The organism is Candidatus Latescibacter sp. (assembly GCA_030692375.1).
Taxonomy (GTDB): domain Bacteria; phylum Latescibacterota; class Latescibacteria; order Latescibacterales; family Latescibacteraceae; genus JAUYCD01.
In genome coordinates, this window is record JAUYCD010000169.1 from 1 (window position 1) to 7,332 (window position 7,332).

The following is a 7,332-nucleotide window of genomic DNA, read 5'->3' on the forward strand; positions in this document are numbered from 1 at the left end:
AATTAGACATGATTAACATGATTAACAAGATTAGAAAAAAAGGAATATAAATCATATAAATCCTGTCAAAAAATCATAAAGAAGAAAAGGGTGATGAATGGCAGCGAATAGAATGCAGATACCCCGTCAGCCCATGCCCGAGCAGAAACCGGAAGAGCGGGTAAACAATTTTATAGAGGTTCCTTTCGGATACGATCCGGAAACGGCAATGCGTGAAGCGGAGCGCTGCCTGGCCTGCAAAACCCGTCCCTGTGTTGCGGGCTGTCCGGTGGAAGTGGCGATTCCGGAGTTCATCAAGCTCATAAGCGAGGGCAAATTCATCGAGGCGGCATGGAAGCTGAAGGAAACCAATTTCCTCCCCGCGGTGTGCGGAAGAGTGTGTCCGCAGGAGGAGCAGTGCGAAGTCCTCTGTATCCGCGCTAAGAAAGGAGAGCCGGTAGCCATAGGACGTCTGGAGCGTTTCGCCGCCGATTTCGAACGCGGCCACGGGGAAGTGATGATACCCAAACTGCCTCCCTCGACCGGCAAACGGATTGCGGCGGTAGGCTCCGGGCCTTCCGGGCTTACCGCGGCAGGCGACCTTGCCAAAATGGGTCATGAGGTCACCGTGTTCGAGGCGCTGCACAAAGCCGGCGGAGTGCTGGTCTATGGAATCCCTGAATTCCGCCTTCCCAAAGCCATCGTCGAGGCGGAGGTATCCTACCTGGAAAAACTCGGAGTAAAATTCGAGATGAACAGCGTCATCGGGCGTATCGACACCATCGACGATCTCCTGAATAACGGGTACGATGCTGTGTATGTGGCCACCGGAGCAGGCGCGCCGGTGTTCCTGGGCATCCCCGGAGAAAATCTGGGCGGAATTTTCAGCGCGAACGAATACCTTACCCGCTCGAATCTTATGAAAGGATACCTCTACCCAGAGTACGATACCCCGCTGCCGAAAAGCAGGAAGGTAGTAGTTCTTGGCGGAGGAAATGTAGCCATGGATTCGGCGCGAACCGCACGGAGACTTGGCCCGGAGAAGGTGACCATCCTCTACCGCCGGAGCGCCGAGGAGCTCCCCGCCCGTAAGGAGGAAATCCACCATGCCATGCAGGAGGGGATCGAATTCCGGTTTCTCACCGCCCCGGTGGAATTTCTCGGCGATCCGTCCAACATGGTTCGGGCGTTACGCTGTCTCTCCATGGAGCTCGGCGAGCCGGACAGCTCCGGCCGGAGGCGGCCGATTCCTATCCCCGGCTCGGAATTCGTGGTGGAAGCCGATACGGTGATCGTGGCGATCGGGAATCTCCCCAATCCGCTCATCCCCAACACAACCCCTGACCTCCCGGTAAACCGCCGCGGTAACATCACCACGGACGAGCAGTGCCGGACGGGAAAGGAGGGTGTGTTCGCCGGAGGGGACATCGTCACGGGCTCCGCCACCGTTATCCTGGCGATGGGCGCGGGCAGGATTGCGGCCAGAAGTATTCATGAGTATGTGATGAAAAAGAAGAAGAGGAATATAGGAGACAGGAGTCAGGAGACAGAATAAAAGATTGTCTTTCGCAAAGTTCGCAAAGAAAAAATACAAAAGAAGCCAGAATATTAAAAAGGCGGCTCGAAAGCCGCCTTTCCCAATTTTGCAAAAACTGTTTTACCTTGCCAGAAGCATCTTCCTTGTTTCCTCTCTTCCTCCGGCAATAAGCCGATAGAGGTATACTCCCGAAGAAACCTGCTTTCCACTGTTGTCCGAGCCATTCCATATAACCCGGTGCTCTCCAGCGGATTTCTCTCCGTTCGCAAGAGTGACTACTTCCCGCCCAAGAAGATCGTACACCTTAAGGCTTACCTGTGAAGATTTTCTGAGAGCAAAACCGATCGTAGTCGCCGGATTGAACGGGTTAGGCAAGTTCTGTTTTAATGTGAAGACTTGTGGCGCCTCCGCGGTGGCGTCTTCATCATTCACCGCGGAGGGAGCTAAAAAGTTATCGGGACTTCAGTCACTCTCGAGAAAAGATTGCTCTCGTTCGCTACCCAGACCTTTATGCGATGTTCTCCATAAACTTCCTTATCGAAGGGAAAAGTACCAGTATCTGCGTTAAAAGATAAGATATTGTTTTTTTCAGTCTTACCATCATAACCGAAAGGAGCTACGTCCGCCCAGTACAGGAGATTGAATCCCTGGGGGTCTACCGCGGATATGGTAATCAAAACCCGTTCGCTTTGACCGGACCCCATGGTTGGCAATGTCACTGCATTCTTGGAAAGAGAAACTGAATTAATCACCGGAGGTTCAATCACATCGGAGATTTTGACATACGGCGCACCGTTAATAATAGCGGAATCGATCGTTTTGGCCAGGGCCAATACATCGATTCTTCCAGAGCTATTTAAATCTATACCAATCAAGACATTTTTTCGTATAAATACAATACCATCTGGATTATCTGGGGCTCCATAAAACCACCCGGAATCTCCGAAAGGAGGTTTTTCCAGTTCATTAAAGAAAACCGTAAGCGATCTGTTGAAATAATCCAGAGTAGTATCTTCAGTCTCTCGTACTGTTGGGTGTATTCCAATGTACATTTCAAAAAACATATCACTGCTTCTAATTATATAGCTCCTTGCTGAGGGACCGCGACTGTTCTGTGGTCTAACTTCAAAACCGGGGAGATTTTGAGCGCTCCATTCAAAGACATTCATTCCGGAGATCAACGGCCCGGTATACGTCGAGCGAACGAGACGGTATTCGCCCTTCGTATAATATTCCTGTGACATACTTGAATCTGCGAAGCTGTACAAACAAATACCCGCCATGAGCGTCATTATGATCAGTCTATTTCTCAACATATTCTGCTCCTGTTCCTGAAAACGAATTTTTATAAATGTTATCGAGCCGTAGGTTTAGTTCTCGAAGATGGGTATTGGATAATGCCGGTATCAGTGGTCAGCAATTGCAGGTAATTACTGTATGTGACATCACCCTTTGAGAGAATCGGAGACCCGCCATTATACGCTCTTGCCGCCGCGTCTGCGATAAAATTATCATACTGGCTTTCATCATAAAAATATACGATCTGGTGATAAAGCCAGTAATAAATTTGGCTCGCAGAGCCATACGGCGCTGGCAAAAGTGTGTTTGTAGTAAATGTTGTGTGCACCCCATCCTTGATGCCGATATAACCTATCCCGTTCGCTTCTGAATATGGCATGCCAATAGAATAGGCGAGGAGGCATAATAAATTTGCATACGAGACACAATCGATGGAAACATCTCCAAGAATATCGATAGAATCCAGCAATGCTTTGAAATATAACTGAGAAGTGCCACTATCATATTTTGTGGAATTTTGACCGTATTGTAAACTTTGATAATTGTATAAACCTGAAGTGAGATAACTAATGCATCCGGGCTTTGTTGATTGTCCGGAAGCCCAATCACAGGCCAGATCAAGTGCATCCGACCAAGGAATACCTGCTTCGTTATCAGCATAATTATAAAAAGAATCGGGGGCGGATAACAATGTATAGTAATCATGTGATGTCGTACCCAGTTCGATGGGAGTGCCCAGGGTATTCGGGCCAATTTTGGTAACCCGCCATTTTAATCCACCAGTCTTTTTCCCTACGCTGTTTGGCAGGGATGAACCTTGGGTTTTGGAAAAGGTAACCAGGTTATAGGGATTATTTCCAGGATTTTCTATAGAGATTCCGCTGCCGTTGAACCAAACTGCTACAGGCCCCACGTCGTAAAATGAAGATGATGATTCTGCCAGAGCATCAATGGTTAATGAGGAATCGCAGTCGAACGGACTCGCCATGAACTTAGCTTTTACCGAGGCATCATTGTTGCGAACATAAGCGAACTTTTCCCTGGTAACCGGATTGGTGAGGTTATTATACTCCGGCGCGGTGATGATAGTGCTCCCATTATTTTTACGGATCGTGATTGCATCAGAAGAAGAGGAGTCTGTAGTATGGTTGAACTGAATCTGAAAAATATCAATATTCAACGGCAAATCCCAGGCCGAGGCTTTCTGCAACGCACAGAGCATCAATACGTTCGCAATTAATATACTTAAAAAAAAGTTTTTCATAGGATTACTTCCTTATTTTTCAGGTTTCTTTTCCTTTAATTACTTTTTAAAAGCTTGTACATAAGGATGCTTCGCCGATTCAGTATCGGGATAGAGAGTAAGTACTTTACGGAATGCTTCTCCTGATTTCTGGTTATCCCGTAAGAACATTAGGTATGTGCGCCCAATTTGTAACTGGATTCGGGCGGAAAGTTCACGGTCGCTAATAGATTCGTTTGACAATGACTGTTCCAGCCTTGTGATCGCCTCCCGGTACTTTCCCTTTTGCACCTCAAGCCATGCCAGGCAATACTGCGCATACCCAACAGCATTCGGGTCATCCTTATAGGAGGTAAGCATACCCGTGAAAATGGTTTCCGCCTGGTCGAACTCGCCCAGCCATATATGTAATAGCCCAATGTCGTACTCTGCCTCCGCACGAACCGACTGTGCTATTCCCTGTGTTTCCAGAACTTTTTGATATGCATCGATAGCTTCTTTGTATTTGTGAGCTTTCCTCAGAGTGTCGCCTTCTGTAAGCGCAGAACGGTCGATTTCTCCGATGGTTAATACAATCTCATTATCCGGGGCAGTGGTGGTTGCTTTCGTGCTCTCGCCAGATGTTGCAAGTATCCCGATCCCGAGAATGAGTGTCCCCAGGGCGCAGAATACAACCCATGTATATCTTTTTGTAATGTGCATGAATATATTCTCCCTATTGCGTCAAGAGCATTTTTCTGGTTTGAGTGAAATTCCCGGCCTTGAGTTGGTAAAGATACACTCCGCTCGAAACCGCTCTGCCGCCTTCGTCACGGCTGTCCCACATTACCGTATGAATCCCGGCGCTCTGCGGGCGGTCCAGCAAGGTACGCACCTTCTGCCCCAGAGAATTGTAAATGGTCAGAGAAGTATGACTGTTTTCTTTCAGTGCAAAACTGATCGAGGTAGTGGGATTGAATGGATTAGGCGCATTCGAATAGAGAGCATTCTCCGTCGGGCGTTGAGCAAGATGCACTTGGAGAGTATAGTTCCAGCGTTCCCCGGCGCTATCCTTCAGTGTCAGGGGAACCTGTACCTGCGCATCAGGCGGAGCATTTTTCACCTGGAGGGTAAGCGCCAGCTTTTCTATGCTTTTCTGGCCTTTGGGCGCGGCAACTGTTTCTGCTCCGGGCAGGACTGTCAACCATGAAGGGAGCTTGCTCTGGTCCACTTCCACCTTCAGGCGGGCGTCGGTCGCCCCCTGGTTGAGAATGGCGAAAGATACCGTATTCTTCCCTTCATGGAGCAGGAGAGCGGGAAGCTCTCCTGAAAATGCTTCCGCAGCGCTCCATAAGCATAACAGAGCGATGATTCCTGACTTCTGCATACTGCCTCCTTGTGGTGGAATAGTGGATGAACGCTCCGAGTGAAAAAGCAACGGAGCTTTCACTTATCATATTGCAATAAGTGTGCCTGAAATCTTATGTTATTGTTTATAATTCGCTTATGATTTTTAGCACTAAACTTGTCCTTAAAAACTGTCCGTTTTCTGTCCGTTTCCGGACAGTTAGTGTACGTATTCGGACAGTTTCCGTAAAGTTTTTGGGTCTTGCATTTTTCTTTAAAGTTGGGTATTATTGTAACCTTATGATATATGCATTCTTTCTGTAAATATTTTGTTTACTTTGCGGGAGATGACTTTTCTTTATTCTGATACTAACCTTATAGAGTAATTACCTTGACCGATGATAGAATCCCAAATCCCGAATACAGGGAAGCGCTGAATTTCCTGTACAGCTTTGTCGATTACGAGCGCGATTCGAAATGGAAATACGACGGAAGCCATTTCGATCTGAAACGGATAAGGTTGCTTCTTGAGGCGCTGGGCAGCCCCCACGAACACGGCTGGTTCGTGCATGTTGCGGGAACCAACGGCAAAGGATCGGTTTCAGCAATGATTGCCTCGGCCCTCCGTGAATCGGGATTGAAAACGGGGCTGTACACTTCGCCGCACCTGATCACTTTCCGTGAGCGCATCCGCATCGATGGCCTCCTGATAACCCCGGAAGAAGTGATCGCCGGGGTTGACCGTATCCGCAGACCCGCGGAGGAAGAAGGTGGACTGACTTTTTTCGATGTCTGGACCGCGCTGGCGTTCGATCATTTTACCAAAAGTGAAGTTGATGCCTCGGTGATCGAGGTCGGTATGGGCGGAAGGCTCGATTCCACCAATGTAATCATTCCCGCAGTGTCCGTGATCACCTCCATATCCCTGGATCACCGGGGAAAACTCGGTGAAACACCTGCCGATATCGCGGCGGAAAAAGCGGGGATTATTAAACCGGGAATTCCGGTGGTCAGCGCCCCCCAGGATGAGGATGTCGCCGCTGTGCTGCGTGAAAAGGCGAAAGAGGCAGGCTCGGAGATGCTCATGGTCGGCTGTGAGGTGGGCTATGAGAAGGTGAACGGCGGCATTCGATATCATGGACGCCGGTGGGAGATGGACAGTGTACGCGTCCCGCTGCGGGGAAACTTTCAGCATGAAAATGCCGCAGCCGCCCTTGCAGCGCTGGAATCTCTGGCCGCGCAGGGTTACCCGATAACTCCCGAAACCGCCCGCCGGGGGATAGAAAAAGTCCGCTGGCCGGGAAGGCTGGAAACGCTTTCCACACATCCGGAAGTGGTTGTCGACGGCGCCTGCAACACCGGCGCAATGCGCACGGTGACTGAGTATGTGGCGGAAAGAAGCCCCCGTAACCGCACGGTGGCGGTGGTGGGCATCTGCAAGGACAAAGAGGTACGGCAGGTCCTTGAAATACTCGGAGAGACAGCCTCACGGTTTGTCATCACCCAGGCGAACAATCCCCGAGCCATGCCGGTGGAAGAGCTGGCAAAGCTTGTCCCGGCGGATGTCGAATACAGTATCTTCCCCGACCCGGTGCAGGCGGTCAGCGAGGCCGTGTCCCAGGCCGGCGCTGATGGATTCGTGATGGTTACCGGGTCTCTCTACCTGGTGGGCGAAGTCATGAGGCATTACGGGGAGAAAGGCATCGAAGAAATATAAGGGAAAACAAAGAGAATTAGACATGATTAACATGATTAACAAGATTAGAAAAAAGAAATATATCTTGTAAATCTTGTAAATCCTGTCTAACCCGAATTATTCACAAACTTGCTGTAACATTTTCTTAACTCTTTTTAAACAAATACTTATTATTAATTTTGGAAAGCAACCCCCTAAATCCCCCGAGGGGGGACTTTTCGTGGTAAAAATGAAAATGCAAAAATGCAACTT

General features: G+C 49.0%; 7 protein-coding genes. 2 read left to right on the top strand and 5 right to left on the bottom strand.

Features of this window, described 5'->3' with window-relative positions:
- The first annotated feature begins 97 nt into the window (after positions 1–97).
- Positions 98–1,534 carry an NADPH-dependent glutamate synthase gene (gene gltA / locus Q8O92_10135; GenBank protein MDP2983672.1) on the top strand — a complete coding sequence of 479 codons (1,437 nt, stop codon included), beginning with the start codon at positions 98–100 and terminating at the stop codon, positions 1,532–1,534.
- 102 nt (positions 1,535–1,636) lie between these two features.
- Here the strand turns inward: gltA and Q8O92_10140 are convergent, their stop codons facing one another.
- The 5 genes from Q8O92_10140 to Q8O92_10160 are packed head-to-tail and all read right to left on the bottom strand — an operon-like array spanning position 1,637 to position 5,424.
- Positions 1,637–1,948 (bottom strand): FlgD immunoglobulin-like domain containing protein, encoded by a 312-nt coding sequence (locus Q8O92_10140; protein MDP2983673.1) that lies wholly within the window; start codon positions 1,946–1,948, stop codon positions 1,637–1,639.
- A gap of 11 nt (positions 1,949–1,959) precedes the next feature.
- Positions 1,960–2,832 (bottom strand): hypothetical protein, encoded by an 873-nt coding sequence (locus tag Q8O92_10145; GenBank protein ID MDP2983674.1) that lies wholly within the window; start codon positions 2,830–2,832, stop codon positions 1,960–1,962.
- Positions 2,833–2,870: 38 nt separating this feature from the next.
- On the bottom strand, positions 2,871–4,079 hold the full coding sequence (locus tag Q8O92_10150; GenBank protein MDP2983675.1) for a hypothetical protein: 1,209 nt from the start codon (positions 4,077–4,079) through the stop codon (positions 2,871–2,873).
- Positions 4,080–4,118: 39 nt separating this feature from the next.
- Entirely contained in the window at positions 4,119–4,760 is a 642-nt protein-coding gene (locus Q8O92_10155; protein MDP2983676.1) for a tetratricopeptide repeat protein, read from the bottom strand.
- A 13-nt stretch (positions 4,761–4,773) separates the two neighbouring features.
- Positions 4,774–5,424, bottom strand: a complete 651-nt coding sequence (locus tag Q8O92_10160; protein MDP2983677.1) for a FlgD immunoglobulin-like domain containing protein — start codon at positions 5,422–5,424, stop codon at positions 4,774–4,776.
- A gap of 351 nt (positions 5,425–5,775) precedes the next feature.
- Here Q8O92_10160 and Q8O92_10165 point away from each other — a divergent pair, with 351 nt between their 5' ends.
- Complete coding sequence (locus Q8O92_10165; protein ID MDP2983678.1) at positions 5,776–7,101, top strand: folylpolyglutamate synthase/dihydrofolate synthase family protein; 1,326 nt, start codon at positions 5,776–5,778, stop codon at positions 7,099–7,101.
- Positions 7,102–7,332: the final 231 nt, after the last annotated feature.

Excerpts from the sequence above, each read along its gene's own strand:
- Q8O92_10145 (MDP2983674.1), bottom strand. The coding sequence starts at position 2,832 with ATGTTGAGAAATAGACTGATCATAATGACGCTCATGGCGGGTATTTGT.
- gltA (MDP2983672.1), top strand. The coding sequence starts at position 98 with ATGGCAGCGAATAGAATGCAGATACCCCGTCAGCCCATGCCCGAGCAG.
- Q8O92_10150 (MDP2983675.1), bottom strand. The coding sequence starts at position 4,079 with ATGAAAAACTTTTTTTTAAGTATATTAATTGCGAACGTATTGATGCTC.
- Q8O92_10160 (MDP2983677.1), bottom strand. The coding sequence starts at position 5,424 with ATGCAGAAGTCAGGAATCATCGCTCTGTTATGCTTATGGAGCGCTGCG.
- Q8O92_10155 (MDP2983676.1), bottom strand. The coding sequence starts at position 4,760 with ATGCACATTACAAAAAGATATACATGGGTTGTATTCTGCGCCCTGGGG.